Raw genomic sequence first — 17,669 nt, forward strand, 5'->3', positions numbered from 1 at the left:
CAGTATAATTCGGTTAGGTTATCCATGTAAGAAGTCCTTTTTGCTGTCGTTTGTCTTGGTAAACTTACTTTAGCGTATTAGGACTTCTTTTTTTATCTTTTTCTTCGCTTATCCCGAACTGAGGTTAAATTACCAATTGCTTTAGTTGGGTTCAAACCTTTTGGGCAATACAACACACAATTCATAATACCTCGGCAACGGAATAAACTAAACGGATCTTCTAAACGTAACAAACGTGCCCGAGTATCCGTATCGCGGCTATCAACAGCGAAGCGATTAGCGTTCAATAGCGCTGCTGGTCCTAAGAACTTATCAGGGTTCCACCAAAACGATGGGCAAGCGGTTGAACAGCAAGCGCATAAAATACACTCGTATAGACCGTTTAGCTTTTCACGTTGCTCAGGTGATTGCAGGCGCTCGGTTGGCGGTGGTGGCTGATCATTGATTAAGAACGGGTGAATCTTTTCATATTGCTCATAAAATTGGTTCATATCAATAACCAGATCACGAACAACCGGCAGACCTGGTAGCGGACGAATAGTTACCTTCTCAGGCAAGTCGTTCATGTTAGTTAAACAGGCCAAGGCGTTTTTACCATTGATGTTCATACCATCAGAGCCACAAATACCTTCACGGCAAGACCGGCGAAAAGTGATGGTTTCATCTTGTTGTTTAAGGCGTATTAATAGATCAAGCAACATACGATCTGAATCTAATAATTCAATCGTATAGCTTTGCATGCGCGGCGCTGCGTCCTTATCAGGGTCGTAGCGATAGATTTCGATGGTTCGAGTACCTCTGTTCATAACTCTAAACTCCCGATACAAGTAATGGTCGGTGTACAAAGGATACAACCTCAGGTTGGATAGGTTGATGAGGCAGTAGTAACTTCCTTTTTACGGAATTCGTCTTTCTGTTTAACTATATACTAATCGTGTACCTAGTAGTCCCCCTATTTGAACGAATAGTACTGGCTCATTAACACCTTAATTATAGTAGGTCTTATAATATTTATTGGGTATACTCTAGGATTTGCTCGCTGAGGGGGTGATGTTCATGCTGGGCACGCTCTTTTTAATAAGGAGTAGTGACAGGCATATTTTTATAGGTGTCTAATCTGTATAGTACGTCATTGGATACTGAAATAGAGAGAATTAGAGTATCTAGCGTGGTTTTATAAGCTATCTCTGGAAATAAGAATAAAAAAGGAAGAATGAGGTAGCATCAGAAATGAAGTACAAATTTAGATAAACAGGGAGTTAGAAAATGAAAGGAATCACACGTTTTTCGAATAGCTTGATGGAGAAGTATTTACCGGATCCATTTTTATTCGTCATTATCTTAACAGTAGTCATTTTTGGACTGGGCTTAGGCTTAACCGATTCTTCACCTGTACAGATGGTGGCGTTTTGGGGTGAAGGGTTCTGGGCGTTACTCGCGTTCTCGATGCAAATGGTGCTGGTGCTAGTAACTGGTTTTGTATTGGCAAGCAGCCCAATATTTAAAAAAGGGTTAGGCAAACTTGCGAGTTTCGCAAATTCGCCAGGTAGTGCGATTATCTGGGTAACCGTAGTGTCACTTGCAGCAAGCTGGATCAACTGGGGATTTGGGCTGGTTATTGGGGCGTTATTCGCAAAAGAATTAGCGAAGCGTGTTCAACATGTCGATTACCGTTTGCTGATTGCCAGTGCTTATTCTGGATTTATCATTTGGCATGCCGGATTTTCTGGATCGATTCCGTTGTCAATTGCGACAGAAGGACATCCGTTCGTTGATAAAATCGGTATCATTCCAACGAGTGCAACGATTTTTGCTAGTTATAACTTAATTATTATTGCTGCATTAGTTATTATCGTCCCTTTATTGAACCGTTTAATGATGCCGAGCAGAGAAGATACGGTCACGGTGGATCCGAAAGTTCTAGTTGATCCGGTCATTGAGGAACTTCCGGCAAAATCAAATATGACCCCAGCAGAGCGTTTGGAAAACAGCTGGATTTTATCGATGGTCATCGGTGCAATGGGGATTGCCTTTGTCGTTTATTACTTCGCACAAAATGGATTTGCGTTAACGCTCGACTTGGTTAACTTTATGTTTTTGTTCCTTGGAATTATATTCCACGGAACGCCTCGAAAGTATTTGATTGCCGTTCAAGAAGCCGTCAAAGGAGCGGGCGCCATCATCGTTCAATTTCCGTTTTATGCAGGAATTATGGGAATGATGACGGCATCCGGTTTGGCAGGAGTTATGTCAGAAGCCTTCGTCAGCGTTTCGACAGCGGACACGCTGCCACTTTTCGCATTCCTAAGTGCCGGACTGGTCAACTTCTTCGTCCCTTCAGGTGGTGGACAATGGGCCGTTCAAGCGCCAATTATGTTAGAAGCTGCGGAAATGCTTGGTAGCGACCCGGCGAAAGTTGCCATGGGTGTTGCATGGGGAGATGCTTGGACAAACATGATCCAGCCATTCTGGGCATTACCAGCACTGGCAATCGCTGGACTGAAAGCCAAAGACATCATGGGCTTTTGTCTCATTGTGCTGGTTGTCAGTGGCGTTGTGATTGGTTTAGGGTTGTTGTTCTTGTAAATAACACACTTCTAATAGCCTGTAGTTTGGTCTCCTAGCTAGGACTCAAAAGCCAAGCTATAGGTTATTAGAATCAATATTCTAAGTCACCGACAATATCGGGGTGGTTCAGTTCGCAAGCTTTGCCTTTTAGAGACACAAATATGAAGACTCAAAGCAGCCCTTTATAAAGGAAAAAACAGCTCACAACGAATAACAACACTGCAAAACATTTCTTTAATATTTGTGGTGATAACATATGAGCTACTTTCGCCCCTAACTTAGCTGTGAAAAAACTCATGCTACCAATACCTAAAAATGCATAAACGTGTACAAAGCCAATCGTATTGGGAACATTTACTTCCTGCTGCATCCCAAAAATCATAAAGCCTAAAGCACCGGCAATGGCAATAGGCAGGCCACACGCAGCTGACGTTCCAACCGCTTTTTGCATGACCACACCATAACGATTGAGATAAGGCACCGTTAAGCTGCCGCCGCCGATATCGAAAATTGCAGAAGCGACACCTATACCAGCCCCTGCAGCTAATTGCTTAGGCGTTGAAGGAAGTACTTTATTGGCATCTATCAGTTTTTTGCTACCAGTAAACATGGTCAATGCGACCCAAAGCAAAAACAGGCCAACCATTAACTGAAGATGAACCCCAGAGAGCCATCCTGCAATCCCTGCGCCTACAAAGGATCCAATCGCCATTCCTGGTGTCAGATTTTTAAAGACAGGCCACAAGACGGCGCCCTTTTTATTATGTGCCATTAAGGAACTGATAGAGGTGACAATAATAGTCGCCAATGAGGTACCTAGAGCCAGATGCATAATAGTGTCAGCACTGTAACCCATTTGGGTAAAGACGATATATAACAGTGGCACGATGATCGTTCCACCGCCCACACCAAAAAGCCCCGCAGCAAATCCTGCTAGAGCACCTATTATTAAGAAAATAATTAATTCCACGGGATATTTACTTCACAATTTGATTTAGTTTTATTGGCGTAGGCTGGGTTTTTAATCAAGTTTTTAGTTAAACTTTAGAACTTGGTAAGTGTCATAGTATACGGAAATTCTATTTAAAGAATTTCCCTTGCAAAGCTATGAGCTAGGAAATAATAAAGGTCTGGGAGACCTTTGTCCTAGTGCAAGAGAAAATTTATAATTTTCTAGCAGTGCAATTTTTTAACGCTTCTCATAACTTAAGCGATTTCTACTTGACCCACTTGATGATAAGTACGATTAAAATAAACCAAACTTTCTTCTTGTTGACTGTGTTTGATTGCGACAACACGACACATAAAAATACTATGCGTTCCAACTTCCTGAACTTGCTCAATCTCACAATCAAAACTGACCAACGCATCTTCTAAAACAGGGGCACCTGTTGCTAATTCAGTCCAAGAACCCTGTTTAAATCGCTCTTCTGAACTTAATTTGGATGCAAATGCATTGGATATCTGTTCATGCTGTGCGCCTAACACATTGACACTTAGAATTTTATTTTCAATAAAATGGGCATGTGACCGAGACGTCTGATTCATACAGACCAGCAATGTTGGTGGTGTGTCTGTGACGCTACATACCGCAGACGCAGTAAACCCATGAAGACCAGATGTGCCTTCTGTGGTGACCACATTGACCGCAGTCGTTAACGAAGACATGGCATTTCTAAAGTCGGTTGCTTCAATCATATCTTTAATCATTGCTGCAATCCTAAATTTGATTATCGTTTGTTTCTAGATGAAGCTAGGGCTACTTAATGGTCTACTCAGATTTGTTCAATCAAACCGAATGAACCAATTTGATGAGACTCTTCATACATCTTGAGATCGATAAGTGCTAGGCAGTCAGTTCTTTACGAACGATTTCTGCGCCTGCACTTAAAGCATTCAGCTTGCCTCGTGCAACTTGGCGAGACAAGGGTGCCATGCCACAGTTGGTCGAAGGATAGAGCTTGTCAGCATCGACAAATTGAAGTGCTGTTCTAAGCGTATTGGCAACTTCTTCAGGGGTCTCAGTATTGTTGGTTGCCACATCAATGGCACCGACCATTACTTTTTTACCGCGAATCAATTCCAACAAATCCATTGGCACACGTGAGTTTTGACATTCGAGTGAGATAATATCGATCTTAGACTGTTGCAGTTTAGGAAACGCTTTCTCATATTGGCGCCACTCTGAACCCAGTGTTTTTTTCCAATCTGTATTGGCTTTAATGCCATAGCCGTAGCAAATATGGACCGCCGTTTCACATTTTAGACCTTTGATGGCACGCTCTAAAGTGGCAATACCCCAGTCATTCACATCATCAAAGAACACATTAAATGCCGGTTCATCGAATTGGATAATATCAACACCAGCCGCTTCTAATTCTCTCGCTTCTTGATTGAGTATGATAGCAAATTCCCAAGCCAATTTTTCACGGCTTTTATAATGACCATCATATAGCGTATCAATCATCGTCATCGGGCCTGGCAGTGCCCATTTGATTGGCTTATTGGTTTGCTGACGTAAAAACTTAGCATCTTCAACAAAAACAGGCTTTTGACAGCTCACAGCACCAACCACTGACGGCACACTCGCATCATAGCGATTACGAATTCGAACGGTCTCACGCTTTTCAAAATCTACGCCATCAAGATGTTCAATAAACGTGGTCACAAAATGCTGACGGGTCTGCTCGCCATCACTGACAATATCAATCCCTGCAAGCATTTGTTCCTGCAATGACACCCGCAGGGCATCTTGTTTGCCTTCAATCAGTTGTTCACCTTCTAATGCCCAAGGTGACCAAATTTTCTCAGGTTCTGCAAGCCAAGAAGGTTTCGGTAAACTGCCAGCAGTTGATGTCGGTAATAATGTTGTCATGTTGACTCATCTTCTATGTTTTAATTTTTTATAGTTGGTGCTAAATAAAGTAGATACATTGTATTTTCACGCGCGACTGGGATAAATTTTTCTTGCTTGCTGTGTCTACGCTGACAGAGGCTGCAAAACGTTTGTTAAAGTAGCATCCCAGTCTCGCTATATCTTTTTAACATCGTATTGGCTATATATTTAGGCCAGTTAGGCGGCGTGTTTTTTAGCAGCTTGATTCTTAACATCATAGCTTGCAGCCCATTCCTCAAGAATGGCTTGGTATGGCTTGATGAACTGCTCTTCAGTAAATTTACCTTGCGTCACCGCCATCTGGCTGCGCTCTTCACGGTCATACACAATTTGAGTCAGTGAATAATCTTGGTACTTCAAACTTGGCTGATACACTTGACCTGCTGTAGAGTTGGCATTGTAGATTTCAGGTCGGTAGATCTTTTGGAAAGTTTCCATGGTACTGATAGCACTTATCAGCTCAAGATCGGTGTAATCACTCAGCAAGTCACCCGCAAAATAAAACGCTAAAGGCGCAGCACTATTTGCAGCCATGAAGTAGCGAACGGTTAAGCCCATTTTGTGAAAGTAGTCATCGGTTAACGAATACTCATCTTGTTTGTATTCAACCCCTAATATAGGATGCTGATTAGCAGTACGGTGATAAGTTTTACTGGTTGAAACACTGATGCAAATCACAGGTTTTTTATTAAAGTTGGCTTTATATGCCTCTGAGTTCAACAAGTATTGGAACAGTTTGCCATGTAAATCACCAAAATGCTCTGGCGTTGGTGATGCTAAGTTTTTATTGCTATGTTCTGACAGTACGACGCTAAAGTCGTAATCGCGTACATAAGACGAGAAACTGTTGCCGATCATACCGTCAATACGCTTGTTGTCTTTGTGGTCAACAATAGTTGTTTTCAACGTCTCGATTACAGGGAATGTATTACCCTTGCCTTCAATATCCATATCTGCAGAAATGATGTCAACTTCAACAGAATAACGGTCTGCTGTCGGGTTATCCCAATGCGCCAAAGCGTTAAAACGATTATTGATCATTCTTAGTGTTTTGCTTAAGTTCTCTTGACGATGCTCGCCACGGGCCAAATTCGCAAAGTTAGTCGTAAGACGCGTGCTGTCTGCAGGATGATAGTTTTCATCAAAACGAATGCTCTTGATTGAACAGGTAAATTCTTTACTCATGGTGATTCGCTACCCTAATTATCTGAGATAAAACCAAATTTCTGTATGGGATAAATCATACCTGAACCAATACATGAATAAAAACGACTTAACTTAAATTAAAGATGAATAATATTCATGTTTATAAGTTCATGGTATGAAAGAGGAGTGGACAGCGGAAATTTTGACTACTGACTTAATGAACAATTAAGCCTGTAAAAGATTTTAAATTTATGAATTATAAATACTTAAGAGGTGACTTGGTATACATCTAATGTAGAAGGGTAGTCGCTCGCCGCTTCAATCAGTATGCAAACGGCGCGCGCTTTAATCTCAGGAGTGTAGGTTTGTCTTTTCATTGTCGTATTCTCATAGAATGTTGAGTCTCCGACAATCCCGGGGCGGTTCAGTTCAACACGCCCTAATCAAAATATAATTTTTCCATCCTTATCATCTTTTATTCAGTTAAAATCATTATTATTCAACAACGCAGTAGAAATACGGTTACACAACTAATATGCAACAGATTCTTGATGATATTGCCGCAGAGATGGCCAGTGAAACCGAACGTGGAAAAGTGGCGGATTATATTCCGCAATTGGCCCATGTAGATCCAAACCAGTTTGGTATTGCGGTAGCGACACCTGATGGGCAAATATATGCAGCGGGTGATGCGAACACACTATTTTCGATACAAAGTATCTCCAAGGTATTTACTTTGACTATTGCCCTTGGCAAGTTGGGTGATGCGCTCTGGACCCATGTTGGTCGTGAGCCATCTGGCGACCCCTTTAACTCGATCACGATATTAGAGTATGAATCTGGCCGGCCACGTAATCCATTAATCAATGCTGGTGCGATTGCGGTGGTAGATGCGATTATGATGGGGCATGAGCCAAAAGCAACATTGGGTGAAATCTTGCAGTTTGTTCACTTTATTGCAGACGATGATTCAATTCGTTTTGACCACAAAGTGGCCGCGTCCGAAATGGAGCACAAAGACCGGAACGCGGCGTTAGCACACTTTATGAAATCCTTTGGCCTCCTAAAGCACGATGTTGATAAAGTACTGGGTGTTTATTTTCATCAATGTTCGATTGCGATGAATTGCCAGCAGTTAGCCCGTGCAGGTCTCTTTTTAGTGTCTAATGGTGTCAATCAACACACAAGGGTAAGGGTGATCAATCCACAGCGGTCCAGGCGGATCAATTCGTTAATGATGATGTGCGGTCACTACGATGGTTCTGGTGAGTTTGCCTACCGTGTCGGACTGCCAGGTAAAAGTGGTGTTGGTGGCGGTATTTTAACCATAGCGCCAGGTAAAGGATCAATCGCTGTATGGTCACCAGGGCTTGATCATGTAGGAAACTCCAAACTTGGGTTAAAAGCATTAGAGCGGCTTGTACAGAAAACTGGCTGGTCTGTTTTTTCGAATTAAAAGCTATAAATTAACGCTTTTGTAATTGAACATAACTAGATTTATGGGAACAATGTCAGCGTTAAATCAAGCGCTAGCAGACAGAAACAAGCCCAAAGATATGATTCATCATAGCGATCGCGGCGTTCAGTATCTATCCATTCGCTATACTTCTAGTATGGCTGATTGCGGCGTGATTGCTTCCGTTGGCACAACAGGCGATTCATACGATAATGCCTTGGCTGAAACCGTCAACGGGCTATATAAGTCTGAGGTGATTGAGTACCTAAAAGAGCAGTAGCATGGGGTGAACGATGTTGAACTGGCAACCCTTGAATGGGTGGAATGGTTTAATAAAGCCCGACTGCATAGTGCAATTGGTTATGTCTCACCTTTTGAGTTTGAAAAGCGGTATTATGATAATTTAACCCTGTCAGGCATTGCTGCCTGACTCAAGTAAACCAGTCTCTGATATAGTCGGGGCGGTTCATTGCAAAAGATCCCGGTTTCGATAGGCCTGCGCGGCTTAGGTGTCGCCTCGCGCCGATCAGAAAGCCCCACGCGATCGTCAGCCCGCCAGATCAACACCCTTAGGGAGTTCGAACATGATCCTGAAACTTAACGTCAAACTCCATTATCGGCTCCCCGCGCCGATGGACCTTTTGCTTCAGATCGAAGCCGCCGATCTTGTGGATCAGCGGGTGCGTTCGGCTGAGATTTGGACATCAGACGTTGCGCATTTTTCACGGGTCGCCGCCGATGATGGCATAGGAGAGCGGATTTGGATCCGCACCGAAGGGGATTTTAGCTGCACTTACATCGCAGAAATTGCCGTTGACCGTCCTGCCTTGGACATATCGGCACTGCCCCAAGTGCCCCCCCATCTTTTGCCCGGAGAGACGATCAAGCATTTGATGCCGTCTCGCTATTGCCCGTCAGACCAGTTCCAAGCCTTCGTGGACGCCGAGTTTGGCGATCTCGCTGGCGGCGCACGGATTGCCGCGATGCGCGATTGGATCCAGTCGGCGTTTAGCTATGTGCCTGGATCGAGCAACGCACAAACCACCGCGCTCGACAGCTTTGTTCAACGTCAGGGCGTATGCCGCGACTTCGCGCATGTTCTCGTGACACTAGCGCGCGCGTCGTCGATACCGGCTAGGTTCGCGAGCGTTTATGCGCCCGAGGTGACGCCACAGGACTTTCATGCCGTGGCCGAGGTCTATCTCGGGGGGAGCTGGCACCTCATTGATCCGACCGGCATGGCAGATGCCGACACGATGGCCCGCATCGGTGTTGGATCCGACGCGTCCAGCGTCGCGTTCTTAGCCGCGTTCGGATCCATGGAATTGGTCAACCAATCGGTATCCGTGACCAGACAAGCTTAGGGTCCTGACCCTAGGCATGCGGGTCAGCGTTTAAGACAATGACCGCCGCCATAACAGGAGGCGGCAGTGGTCTCGCTCAATCGCTTGCGCGCTCTTCACGTTCTTCACCCTGCGGATCAAGGTCTTCGTTCAACGGATCAAGGGCACGGTAGGCATGCCATGTTGCGTGTCCAAGAATAAGCAAGACCAAGATCTGCTACAAACGATTAACGGCGTTGGTCCTGTCGTCTCAAGACAGATGCTGTCCCTAATGCACAATAAAGACTTTACTAAAGCGTCTCAGGCTGCTGCCTTCTTAGGACTGATCCCTAAGCAAGTACAATCAGGTACGCTTAAGGGTAGAACCCGCTTAGCTAAGAATGGCTCTAGTGCTATTAGAGCAAAGCTTTACATGGCAGCGGTGGTATCAACGAGACATAATCCTGATATTAAGGCTCAATATGAGCGACTGCTAGCTAATGGTAAGTGTAAGATGCAAGCTATCTATGCGGCTATGCGTAAACTGGTTCATATTCACTCCGCTTGCGCTACGCCTTGCGAAACTAAAACAGTCCACTGGACTGTTTCTTAACGTTTCTCATTTGGGGTGCTAAAACATTAATCACCTTATGAGTCTCAAATAGCCAAAATTGCTGCTTGATTGTACTTTGGTAAGATGGTATCTACAAAAAGAGCTGTTATCTGGAGCCTTTCCCAAACTCTGTGTAACTGCCATTTAGACTATATCCCAAAGGAACCAATCTTATTAACCCTGAATCAAGTTAATAGACCACTCAAAACAGACTGGTACTAGGGAACCACTCTTAACAGACTATTGATAACGAGAGTTTGAGTCCTAAATAGGCAGCCAAACTATCTGCTGTAGTTTTCTATTTAGCCGCCCTAAAAATCATATCAAACACTCTTATCCCATCAAATATATCAAGTTTTAATAAGACTATTACCTAAAGTGTTTTAGTCTTTTTTAAAACTGTGCATGTCTTCTAAGATAACCGTAAATCTCTCATATAGCCAAGGCTCAATATCTTCAATCACTTGATTGTATAAATGCGGGCCTAGCATTTCAATAATGAAATCTAATAAAAAACGAGCGGGTAGGTTGCCAATATCGGTATCGAATTCCTCTTTCATATACTCTCTGAGACTCTCCAAAACTATTTCTTCTGCTTCTTCGGATAACTTAATTAATGGCTCTTTACTCATAGTAATTACTCCAAAAGATCATTTTTATTTTTTAAAGATTAACTATTAAGGCTTAGTTATAACGGCACAGTCTTACTCAAAATATACAGTTATAGGTGAACACTCAGCCAGTAACTAACAACAATGATAAGAAGCAAATAGCGGAGTCTAAATGATAAAGGCACAAACTATCTCTTCCAATCTTCCATGAAAGGCTATAAGATACCTTCTGTATGGTTTCTTTATAATCATTTATTAATATTGTTTCAGTTAATAGCGTTTTAATTGATAGCGCTGTAACTAACATGAGCACTTCAACTATGAATCCTACCACTATTGCTTACTTTTATCTTGGCATGGCTATTATCTGTGAGGTGATTGGTACGACGTTTTTGGTCAAGTCAGAACAGTTCACCCGCTTAGTTCCGACCCTTATTATGGGTGTGCTGTATGTGTTGTCGTTTTACCTGCTAACGCACACGCTAAAAACGTTGCCGTTGGGTATTGCTTATGCCATGTGGGGAGGATTAGGTATTGTTCTAACCTCTATTATTGGCATTATAGTATTTAAACAAAATCTGGATACTCCCGCAGTGGTCGGCATTGCTATGATCGTCGGTGGTGTGGTGGTAATGAATGTACTCTCCAATTCTGTGGGACATTAAATGATAGATAATGCTTACAAACGCAAAAAACAGCCGGAGCTGGTTCGACGTGCTTTGCTTGAGCAAGCGGCACGAATTACGGTAGAGCAAGGGTTGTCTAAAGTTACCTTTCAGGCGGTTGCTGAGATGGTGGGGGTGACAAAAGGTGGCGTGATGCATCATTTTGCGACTAAAGACGCGCTTATTCTTGCGGTATTCAACGATGCCATGGCAAAGTTTGAGTCAGAAGTAAATGACGCAATGGCAAAAGACCCAGTGAGTTATGGTTCTTTTACGCGCGCATATATAGATGCCACCATCAGTCTAGGCGAAAAAGGGCAAGAAGAGTTTAATCACCAAGCAACCTTGTATGTATTGATGCTAGGGGATAGAGACCTTCGCGAGGTTTGGGCCCATTGGTCTAATGAGCAATTACGGAAGCATGAACAAACGGATAATACCGAAACATTATGTATGGTGCGCCTGGTAGCGGATGGTATTTGGCTCTCTGATTTTTCGGGTATTAGCATTCCTGATAAAAAGGCATTACGTCACCGCTTAATACAAATGACCCAGAGTGAGCAGCAGTAAACTATAGCTTTAATCATTTTAATAATTTATAAAAACGACAATTTATTAGGTGTAAAGGGCTTGCTATAGCCCTTTTTTTGCCGGTTGTCATAAGGAGTAATCATGACTGATTCAACTAATATGAAAAACACTATTGATTTTAACCAAACACAGACTGCTTATATTAATGGCAGTTATCTTGCGGTAGACGAGTCGACATCGACTTTCGATAACATTAATCCTGTGACGGGTGAAGTATTAACGACCATTCAACAGACGACTACTGCGCAAATTGACCAAGCCGTCATCGCAGCGCAAAAAGGTCAGAAAGTCTGGGCAGCAATGACCCCTGTTGAGCGTAGTCGTATTTTGTTAAACGCAGTTGCAATACTACGCGAACGTAATGACGAGCTTGCGATGCTTGAAACTATGGATACCGGCAAAGCAATCTCTGAGACTAAATATGTCGATATCGTCACTGGTGCCGATGTCATTGAATATTATGCGGGGCTTGCGCCAACTATTGAAGGCCGTCAAATTCCTCTTCGTGATACCAGTTTTGTATATACCCGTCAGGAGCCATTAGGCGTTATCGCGGGCATTGGCGCATGGAACTATCCGATTCAAATCGCTATGTGGAAAGCGGCTCCTGCGTTAGCGGCTGGTAATGCGATGATTTTTAAACCTTCTGAGATGACGCCTTTATCAGTCTTAAAACTGGCAGAAATCTTCACTGAAGCTGGCTTGCCGGATGGGGTCTTCAACGTGGTACAGGGTAATTATGAGGTTGGCGAAGCGCTTACCCAGCATCCTGACATCGCTAAAGTATCGTTTACTGGCGGCGTATCGACTGGCAAAAAAGTCATGTCTAGCGCCGCAACGTCGTCGCTTAAAGACGTCACGCTTGAGCTTGGTGGTAAGTCGCCGCTAATCATATTTGACGATGCCGACCTTGATACTGCCGCTGATATCGCTATGATGGCAAACTTCTATAGCACCGGTCAAGTATGTACCAATGGTACGCGCGTGTTTGTTCCTAAGGCTTTGCAAGCCAAATTTGAGCAAGCTATTTTAGAGCGTGTCCAGCGTATCAAGTTAGGAGATCCTATGGATGAGAGCGTCACTATGGGGCCATTGGTAAGCTTTCCGCATATGGAAAGAGTGCTCGGTTATATTGAACAAGGTAAGGCTAGCGGTGCTCGGTTATTGTGTGGCGGCGAGCGAGTAACGGAAGGGTCACTTGCTAACGGAGCCTACGTTGCACCGACCGTCTTTAGCGATTGCACTGATGATATGAGTATCGTACGCGAGGAAATCTTTGGTCCGGTCATGTCGATATTGACTTATGAGACCGAAGAAGAAGTCATTCGCCGCGCCAATGATACCGTGTACGGTTTAGCCGCTGGGGTTGTGACTGCTGATTTGAATCGGGCGCATCGCGTGATTGCTCAAATCGAAGCGGGTATCTGCTGGTTAAATACTTGGGGTGAGTCGCCAGCGCAAATGCCAGTAGGCGGCTACAAACATTCAGGTATTGGCCGCGAGAACGGCATGCAAACTCTTGAACACTATACTCAAACTAAGTCTATTCAAGTAGAGTTGGGCGCCTTTGAGTCAGTATTTTAATGGCGAGTTTTTAAGGTTTGTTTTAGCGATTATTTTTTAATATCTGCTATTTAACTACTAATATTGAAGAGGTTTTTATGTCATCAACCATACCTGAATATGACTATATCATTGTCGGCGCAGGGTCAGCGGGAAACGTGTTGGCCACGCGCTTGACTGAAGATGCCGATATCAAGGTGTTGCTATTAGAAGCAGGTCGTCCGGACTATCGGCTAGACTTTCGCACGCAAATGCCAGCAGCTCTGGCGATGCCTTTGCAAGGGACAACCTACAATTGGGGCTATAATACTGATCCTGAGCCCTATATGAATAACCGGGTCATGGATTGTGGTCGCGGTAAAGGGCTTGGCGGCTCATCTTTAATCAATGGGATGTGCTATATCCGTGGTAATGCCTTGGATTTTGACGATTGGGCTAAGATAGAAGGTCTAGAAGACTGGACCTATGCGGACTGTCTGCCCTATTTTAAAAAGTTAGAAAACTGCGATGCTGGCGAGAATGACTATCATGGCGTGGGCGGTCCTGTCGAAATGACTACCTCAAAGCCAGGGGTTAATCCGCTGTTTCAAGCGATGATTGAAGCGGGCGTGCAAGCCGGCTATCCTCGCACCGAAGATTTGAACGGCTATCAGCAAGAAGGCTTTGGGCCGATGGATCGCTTTGTCACTCCAAATGGCCGTCGCGCTTCGACTTCCCGAGGCTATCTTGATACTGCTAAACCGCGCAGTAATATCACGATTTTGACTGGCGCGCTCACTGATGTGATCTTGTTTGATGGCAAACGCGCTATTGGTGTCAAAGTGGAACACGAAGGTAAGACCAAGAATTTCCATGCTTCTCGTGAAGTCATTGTCTCATCAGGCGCGATTGCAACGCCGCAATTACTCCAGCGTTCAGGTATCGGTCCTGGTCAATGGCTCAAGGAATTGGGTGTGCCTGTGGTGTTAGATTTACCGGGCGTTGGCAACAATCTACAAGACCATTTAGAACTTTATATGCAATATGAATGTACCCAACCGGTCTCAATTGCTCCTGCTAATAAATGGTGGAATAAGCCCGCTATCGGTGCAGAATGGTTATTTAAAGGTACTGGGCTGGGAGCGTCTAACCAGTTTGAAGGTGGCGGTTTTATCCGTACGGATGAGACCTTTACCCATCCCAACATCCAGTATCATTTTTTACCGCTTGCGGTTCGTTATGATGGCCGCAGTGCCAGCGATTCTCATAGCTTTCAAGCGCATGTCGGCTCTTTGCGTTCACTGAGTCGCGGCCGAGTGAAATTGACTTCGCGTGATCCAAGCGCGCATCCCAGTATCTTATTTAACTATATGTCTCATGATCAGGATTGGCGTGAGTTCCGTGCAGCGATGCGTATCACTCGTGAAATTATCCATCAGCCGGCACTCGATCCTTACCGTGGGCGTGCTATCTCTCCAACGGACGATTTGGTCACCGACCAACAGCTAGATGACTACGTTCGTGAAAATAGCGAAACCGCTTATCATCCCTCATGCACTTGTGCGATGGGTGAACACAAAGACGCGGTAGTTAACGGAGAGGGGCTAGTCCATGGTATTGAAGGACTGCGCGTCGTGGATGCGTCCATTATGCCCAACATCATCAGTGGCAATCTCAACGCGACCACTATTATGATGGCAGAAAAAATTGTCGATAAGATGAGAGGCAAGAAGCTGCCACGGTCGAACGCAGATTACTACGTTGCGAATGGTGCGCCGTTAAGAGGTGAGCCAATGCGAGATTATAGCCCTGCTCGATAAATAGCTGCTTAATAAGTGGCTGTTTAACAAGTGACTGTTCGATAAAGGTATTTTTTATCCATGCCTTTATTATAAAAGCCAGTTCACTAAAATAACGACAAGTTAAAAACAAAATAATGGCCATATAAAGATAACTATCAAAGTTCGATTTATCAAAGTTCGATTTATCAATGCACTATTTATCAATGCTCTATTTGTTGGTATTGCCTGCTTTTATGACGCCATGATGGTATGGCGGACAAGGTAATATCAGTTTGTGATTAATTTTACCTATTGAGGTCTTCTATGAACAGCTCGCCCTCAAAGGATGCGACGCAAACCCTGAGTCTAAATAAAACGGTTTTTTTAGGCTCAGCTATTATTTCTATTTTATTAATTATCTGGACTATTTCTTTTCCAGATTATAGTCAGGCCTTGCTCAGCTCAGGAATGTCATGGGTATCAGAGAGTCTTGGCTGGTATTACATGCTAGTGGTTGCGGCCTATAGTATCTTTTCTCTATTCGTAGGCTTTTCTAAATATGGCGACATCAAGCTTGGTCAAGACCACGAAAAGGCGCAGTTTCCCTTCTTAGCATGGGCGGCGATGCTATTTTCAGCAGGTATTGGTATTGACTTGCTGTTTTTTGGTGCCTCCGAGCCCTTAATGCATTACCTCACGCCACATGCTGGACTTACACCAGCCAGTGAAGAGGCCATGCGAGAGGCAGTCGCCCAAACCTTTTTACATTGGGGACTTCATGGCTGGGGCATTTATGCGTTAATTGGTATGGCGTTGGCCTATTTTGCTTACCGTAAAAATATGCCGCTGGCGCTTCGTTCTCCCTTAACTCCTATCTTTGGTGAGCGCTTAATTAAGGGCTGGCTGGGTGATGGTATCGATACCTTTGGCGTCGTGTGTACGCTAATGGGTATTGCGACCAGTCTAGGGATTGGCATACTACAGGCCAACGCAGGACTGACGCATGTATTCGGTATTGAATCGAGCAAAATGGTTCAGACTTTTATCATCGTCGGCGTGGTCGCGGCAGCGGCTATCTCAGCCATGACTGGTGTAGAAAGGGGTGTCCGTCGCCTGTCTGAGTTCAATATGATATCAGCTATACTATTACTGGTTGCCATGTTGGTGATGGGCAATACGGTTTATCTGCTTAATACCTTCACCCAGAGTATAGGTCTATACTTTCAAACGATCGTTGCGAAGACCTTTGATGTCTATGCTTACGATGGTACTGCTGGTGCCGAATGGAAGTCTGGCTGGACGATATTTTTCTGGGCATGGTGGGTTGCATGGGCGCCGTTTGTGGGCCTGTTTATCGCGCGAATCAGCCGTGGCCGTACCTTACGTGAGTTCGTATTTGGCGTGATGTTTATTCCATTGGGCTTCATCTTCGCATGGTTCTCTATTTTCGGTAACTCTGCGATAGACTTAGTAGCCAATGGCGCAACTGAGCTTGGTGAAATTGCTGTTAATGATGCCGCGATGGGTATGTTTGCGTTGTTTGAGTATTATCCGTACAGTGATGTGTTGTCACTTGCTGGTGTTATTATTGGTTTGGTATTCTTTATCACCTCAGCTGACTCAGGCGCTTTAGTATTGGCCAATCTTAGCTCAAGAGGGATGACCAATGATACCGATGCTCCTGTTTGGTTACGTTTATTTTGGGCAGCGGCGACCGGTCTTATCACGCTAGGCTTGCTATTTGCCGGCGGATTTGCCTCACTGCAATCGGTTTCTGTTATAGCAGGATTGCCGTTCTCAATTATTTTAGTGCTCTATATGGTATCTATGTGGAAATCACTCAAAGAAGAGGGCAACAAACGCAAAGCCAGTACCGTAGGTACAGCTAATGTGTTGGATAATGGCAAGAGCTGGAAGGCTCGCTTACAACGTATTGTCAGCTTTCCTGGACATACACAAGTTGAGCGCTTTTTACATAACGTTGTATTGCCAGCCATGACTGAGGTTGAAAAAGAGCTACAAGAAGGCGGACTTAAGACCGCTTTGATCGTCCGTAATCTTGAGCATATTGGTCAAGATATAGATCAAGGTAAGGACCAAGAGAGTGTTCAAATAGAAGGTCTGAAACTACAGGTCGGCCATGGCGATCAAGATGACTTTATTTATGAGGTCAATTTGGTGAAAGCTGAGCGACCTAACTTTACGCTTAATACTTCAAGTAAACTTGCTGAGTATTACTATAGGGCGGAGGTGTTCTTAAGTGATGGCTCGCAAGAGTATGATCTGGTTGGCTACACTAAAGAGCAAGTATTGGTCGATATTCTCAATCAATATGAGCGTCATATGCAGTATCTACATTTAGAACGCTAGCCAATCTAGACCGTTAACTATAGTTAGCAAGTTATTATACTGTGATCTAGTGCAGCGTAAGTTCTATACAATAAAGAAAAACTCCAGTTAAATAGCTGGGGTTTTTTT

Annotated in this window: 15 protein-coding genes and 1 pseudogene; 10 read left to right on the forward strand and 6 right to left on the reverse strand. The window is 44.1% G+C overall.

The window, feature by feature from the left end; all coding sequences use genetic code 11:
* Positions 1-92 precede the first annotated feature (92 nt).
* A complete protein-coding gene (locus tag JMX97_RS04990) occupies positions 93-806 on the reverse strand; it encodes a succinate dehydrogenase iron-sulfur subunit (protein ID WP_201555838.1) in 714 nt (237 codons plus the stop codon).
* A gap of 460 nt (positions 807-1,266) precedes the next feature.
* Between JMX97_RS04990 and JMX97_RS04995 the strand changes: the two genes are divergently transcribed.
* The gene (locus JMX97_RS04995) at positions 1,267-2,586 is read left to right on the forward strand and encodes a short-chain fatty acid transporter (RefSeq protein ID WP_201555839.1); all 1,320 of its coding nucleotides are present in this window, start codon (positions 1,267-1,269) and stop codon (positions 2,584-2,586) included.
* Positions 2,587-2,737: 151 nt separating this feature from the next.
* Here the strand turns inward: JMX97_RS04995 and JMX97_RS05000 are convergent, their stop codons facing one another.
* From JMX97_RS05000 to JMX97_RS05015, 4 genes are all read right to left on the reverse strand, one after another.
* Positions 2,738-3,538: a sulfite exporter TauE/SafE family protein gene (locus tag JMX97_RS05000; RefSeq protein WP_201555840.1), complete on the reverse strand. Its 801-nt coding sequence runs from the start codon at positions 3,536-3,538 to the stop codon at positions 2,738-2,740.
* Between the two features lie 236 nt (positions 3,539-3,774).
* The gene (locus tag JMX97_RS05005; protein ID WP_201556022.1) at positions 3,775-4,266 is read right to left on the reverse strand and encodes a flavin reductase; all 492 of its coding nucleotides are present in this window, start codon (positions 4,264-4,266) and stop codon (positions 3,775-3,777) included.
* 148 nt (positions 4,267-4,414) lie between these two features.
* Positions 4,415-5,443 carry a methionine synthase gene (locus JMX97_RS05010; RefSeq protein ID WP_201555841.1) on the reverse strand — a complete coding sequence of 343 codons (1,029 nt, stop codon included), beginning with the start codon at positions 5,441-5,443 and terminating at the stop codon, positions 4,415-4,417.
* A 198-nt stretch (positions 5,444-5,641) separates the two neighbouring features.
* Positions 5,642-6,649 carry a DUF1852 domain-containing protein gene (locus JMX97_RS05015; protein ID WP_201555842.1) on the reverse strand — a complete coding sequence of 336 codons (1,008 nt, stop codon included), beginning with the start codon at positions 6,647-6,649 and terminating at the stop codon, positions 5,642-5,644.
* A 496-nt stretch (positions 6,650-7,145) separates the two neighbouring features.
* Between JMX97_RS05015 and JMX97_RS05020 the strand changes: the two genes are divergently transcribed.
* The 4 genes and pseudogenes from JMX97_RS05020 to JMX97_RS05035 all read left to right on the forward strand — a co-directional run bounded on the left by JMX97_RS05020 (position 7,146) and on the right by JMX97_RS05035 (position 10,001).
* Positions 7,146-8,066: a glutaminase gene (locus JMX97_RS05020; RefSeq protein WP_201555843.1), complete on the forward strand. Its 921-nt coding sequence runs from the start codon at positions 7,146-7,148 to the stop codon at positions 8,064-8,066.
* A 52-nt stretch (positions 8,067-8,118) separates the two neighbouring features.
* A pseudogene (locus tag JMX97_RS05025) lies at positions 8,119-8,496 on the forward strand (integrase core domain-containing protein); the annotation flags it as partial.
* A 154-nt stretch (positions 8,497-8,650) separates the two neighbouring features.
* Entirely contained in the window at positions 8,651-9,430 is a 780-nt protein-coding gene (locus tag JMX97_RS05030; protein WP_201555844.1) for a transglutaminase-like domain-containing protein, read from the forward strand.
* A 166-nt stretch (positions 9,431-9,596) separates the two neighbouring features.
* Positions 9,597-10,001, forward strand: a complete 405-nt coding sequence (locus JMX97_RS05035) for a transposase (protein ID WP_201555845.1) — start codon at positions 9,597-9,599, stop codon at positions 9,999-10,001.
* 383 nt (positions 10,002-10,384) lie between these two features.
* Here JMX97_RS05035 and JMX97_RS05040 read toward each other — a convergent pair whose 3' ends face one another.
* Complete coding sequence (locus tag JMX97_RS05040; protein WP_201555846.1) at positions 10,385-10,633, reverse strand: DUF2164 domain-containing protein; 249 nt, start codon at positions 10,631-10,633, stop codon at positions 10,385-10,387.
* A gap of 299 nt (positions 10,634-10,932) precedes the next feature.
* Between JMX97_RS05040 and JMX97_RS05045 the strand changes: the two genes are divergently transcribed.
* From JMX97_RS05045 to betT, 5 genes are all read left to right on the forward strand, one after another.
* Positions 10,933-11,277, forward strand: coding sequence for a DMT family transporter (locus JMX97_RS05045; RefSeq protein ID WP_201556024.1), 345 nt, complete (start codon positions 10,933-10,935; stop codon positions 11,275-11,277).
* Entirely contained in the window at positions 11,278-11,847 is a 570-nt protein-coding gene (locus JMX97_RS05050; protein WP_201555847.1) for a TetR/AcrR family transcriptional regulator, read from the forward strand.
* A gap of 120 nt (positions 11,848-11,967) precedes the next feature.
* The gene (gene betB, locus JMX97_RS05055) at positions 11,968-13,452 is read left to right on the forward strand and encodes a betaine-aldehyde dehydrogenase (protein WP_265089435.1); all 1,485 of its coding nucleotides are present in this window, start codon (positions 11,968-11,970) and stop codon (positions 13,450-13,452) included.
* Between the two features lie 77 nt (positions 13,453-13,529).
* On the forward strand, positions 13,530-15,230 hold the full coding sequence (gene betA, locus JMX97_RS05060; RefSeq protein WP_201555848.1) for a choline dehydrogenase: 1,701 nt from the start codon (positions 13,530-13,532) through the stop codon (positions 15,228-15,230).
* Between the two features lie 285 nt (positions 15,231-15,515).
* A complete protein-coding gene (gene betT / locus JMX97_RS05065) occupies positions 15,516-17,561 on the forward strand; it encodes a choline BCCT transporter BetT (RefSeq protein WP_201555849.1) in 2,046 nt (681 codons plus the stop codon).
* Positions 17,562-17,669 lie beyond the last annotated feature (108 nt).

Source organism: Psychrobacter sp. 72-O-c, assembly GCF_904846605.1.
Taxonomy (GTDB): Bacteria; Pseudomonadota; Gammaproteobacteria; order Pseudomonadales; family Moraxellaceae; genus Psychrobacter.

Bases quoted from the DNA above. Each gene is read 5' to 3' on its own strand.
- JMX97_RS05005 (WP_201556022.1), bottom strand. From the start codon at position 4,266: ATGATTGAAGCAACCGACTTTAGAAATGCCATGTCTTCGTTAACGACT.
- JMX97_RS05020 (WP_201555843.1), top strand. From the start codon at position 7,146: ATGCAACAGATTCTTGATGATATTGCCGCAGAGATGGCCAGTGAAACC.
- JMX97_RS05030 (WP_201555844.1), top strand. From the start codon at position 8,651: ATGATCCTGAAACTTAACGTCAAACTCCATTATCGGCTCCCCGCGCCG.
- betA (WP_201555848.1), top strand. From the start codon at position 13,530: ATGTCATCAACCATACCTGAATATGACTATATCATTGTCGGCGCAGGG.
- JMX97_RS05010 (WP_201555841.1), bottom strand. From the start codon at position 5,443: ATGACAACATTATTACCGACATCAACTGCTGGCAGTTTACCGAAACCT.
- betB (WP_265089435.1), top strand. From the start codon at position 11,968: ATGAAAAACACTATTGATTTTAACCAAACACAGACTGCTTATATTAAT.
- JMX97_RS04995 (WP_201555839.1), top strand. From the start codon at position 1,267: ATGAAAGGAATCACACGTTTTTCGAATAGCTTGATGGAGAAGTATTTA.
- JMX97_RS05015 (WP_201555842.1), bottom strand. From the start codon at position 6,649: ATGAGTAAAGAATTTACCTGTTCAATCAAGAGCATTCGTTTTGATGAA.
- JMX97_RS05050 (WP_201555847.1), top strand. From the start codon at position 11,278: ATGATAGATAATGCTTACAAACGCAAAAAACAGCCGGAGCTGGTTCGA.
- betT (WP_201555849.1), top strand. From the start codon at position 15,516: ATGAACAGCTCGCCCTCAAAGGATGCGACGCAAACCCTGAGTCTAAAT.
- JMX97_RS05040 (WP_201555846.1), bottom strand. From the start codon at position 10,633: ATGAGTAAAGAGCCATTAATTAAGTTATCCGAAGAAGCAGAAGAAATA.
- JMX97_RS05045 (WP_201556024.1), top strand. From the start codon at position 10,933: ATGAATCCTACCACTATTGCTTACTTTTATCTTGGCATGGCTATTATC.
- JMX97_RS04990 (WP_201555838.1), bottom strand. From the start codon at position 806: ATGAACAGAGGTACTCGAACCATCGAAATCTATCGCTACGACCCTGAT.